The following is a 2,449-nucleotide window of genomic DNA, read 5'->3' on the forward strand; positions in this document are numbered from 1 at the left end:
GCGAAAAGTCGTCGGTATTTTGTCAACTCCACGAGTGGATCTCCGGTTTGCCTTGTTATATCAAGGGTTTGTTTGGAGAATTAAGCTGCGAAAGTTGAGTTAAATACAAATGCAAATGTCAATGTTATCGATAAGGTTTCAGGCTGTACACCTCTCATGTATGCAAGTTATTATTTCCCAACTATGATAGATTCCTTGTTGAAAAAAAATGCTGATGTTAATATAGCTACAAAATATGGTTTGACACCATTAATGATAATTGCAGGAAGGAATCAATCTGATGTTGTAAAAAAGTATCTTGATCATGGAGCAGATCCAAATGCAAGAACGGATGGCGGAGGTAGTGCTTTATATACGGCAGTTTACCCATTATATAGAAACTATACGGAGGAAGCTGTCAAATCCGTTCAGTATCTGCTTGATGCCAATGCATCAACTAATGTTACAGGTCCAAATGGCAAGACTCTTTTGGATGGACTTGATGATTTCATGGGCATACCCGAAACGAAACAAATTTATGATATGTTAGTGGCTAAGGGTGCAAAATAAATCATCAGGGTCGCTGCTTGTGGACCGATTCTATTACCACAATACAAAAAATGGAAAAGGTTGCCCTTTCAGTAGTCAATTCTACTAAAAGGGCAACCTCTTTTGCTATTTAATACTGGAGATATAGAATCTCCTTTTGGATGAGCAAAATCTCCACAGAAACAGAAATGTTTACTTCTAGCGTATTAATGAGTCTATGAACAAATTGAAATTAGCAATCCGCCCTGGAGTCGACCGACTAGAAGTTTCACCGCTTCCGAGACGACCATCATCTGCGGAACCCCACGTCCAAACATCGCCATTTGACTGCAACGCAATTCCTGTGTTCCCCTCTCCGCCCGTTATGGCCACAACGTTCGTTAAGCTGCTGACCATCTGAGATGGCGTAAATCTATTACGTTCATTCGTATTCAAACCTAAATTGCCCTCCCCATTATAACCCCAAGCATAGATTTTACCATCTTTATCTATGGCGAAAGAATAGTAATTTCCTGCCCCTATTCGAGTTATGTTGGATAAACCCTCAACTTCATAAGGAACTAATTGGTTATCCTCCGTTCCATTACCTACCTGACCATCTGAGTTACTACCCCAAGCGTAGACAGCTCCAGTTACACTTAATGCCAAGGTATGTTGATTTCCGGTCTTGATGTCGGTGATAAAAGGCAGACCTGTGATTTGGACTGGATTCGGCTTATTTACACTTGTTCCGTCTCCAAGCTGTCCATTATCGTTAGCTCCCCAAGCCCACACGGTTCCATCTGATTTTAATACAACAGCAGTATCTGACCACATTTCTTTAACAGCTATAACATGATCTAAATTCATTACTTGAGAGGGCGAAACATAATGTATAAATTTCGATACAGTACCATCGCTCTTTATAGCAACGATGTTTGATCCCTGTGAAGAAATCGAAACGACATGATCAATACCATTTATCATTTTAGGACCAGAGAAATCATTGGAGCCCCACTTCCAGATATGACCGTCAGAAGTTAAAACTGTGGTATTACCTTCGCCGGCTTGTACAGCAATGATGTTTTTAGGCAAGTTTGGAACTTTAAATATCGTTGTGCGTGGCGCCGTAGTTCCATCTCCTATTTGCCCAGCATAATTATAACCCCATGTATATACTTGACCATTTGTAGCAAGAGCCGCAATATGCGCTTGACTCTCAGAAATTTGATTTTCTGGCAAGATGCGAATGGCATTGACGGTATAGTTTAGTCCCGCCGAATAGACTTTGGACATTCCTGCTTGGTCTTCGGATTTTACTTTTAATGTGTGGGTACCTACCGTTAATGCATCAAGAGCAAGGGTCACTGACGTTCCTGTAGCCAAACCGGAACCAATAACCGTCGTGCCATCTGTATCGTATACGGTGATTTTGCGACCACTTGCTACATTTCCGACTAGAATCATAGGCATATGATTGGAGAAACTGCCATCCACTGCAATTGTAGGAATTGGAACTATAATTTCCGCTTTAAATGCAGCGGTTGCTGAGGCCAGCGGCATAATTGCCCCATTTACTTCAGCCTGCGTCGAAGATGCCCGATCTCTTATTTGGACAGCATTCCCGATCGCACTCTTATAGTTATCGTGAGCGGCTTGCGATACATTCGTTTCAGCTGTTCCTACCTGATGCGCTTCAAGTAAACTAGTTGCATCATTGATTGCTCTGATTAAATCTTCGAAGTAGATTGTAATAAATTCATCTTTAAAATCATCGGTTGCCGATTCTAATGTTTCAACGGCCTCATCCACTTGAACCTGGGTTGAGTTTGCTTCATCTCGAATCGCTATTGCTGCTGAGATTACAGTTTTGTAGTCATCGTAAACTTCTTGAGAAACATTCCCATTCGCTTCACCTACTGGATGAGCTCCTAGCAATGTC

At 41.5% G+C, this 2,449-nt stretch carries 1 protein-coding gene and 1 pseudogene; one reads left to right on the plus strand and one right to left on the minus strand.

What is annotated here, in order from left to right:
* Positions 1-120: 120 nt before the first annotated feature.
* Positions 121-549, plus strand: a pseudogene (locus FU659_RS34735) (ankyrin repeat domain-containing protein); the annotation flags it as partial.
* A gap of 177 nt (positions 550-726) precedes the next feature.
* Here FU659_RS34735 and FU659_RS34740 read toward each other — a convergent pair.
* On the minus strand, positions 727-2,449 hold a 1,723-nt coding region (locus FU659_RS34740; RefSeq protein WP_187274628.1), incomplete at its 5' end, for an RCC1 domain-containing protein.

Origin of the sequence: Paenibacillus sp. N3.4 (assembly GCF_008017805.1) — a bacterium.
GTDB lineage: Bacteria > Bacillota > Bacilli > Paenibacillales > NBRC-103111 > Paenibacillus_E.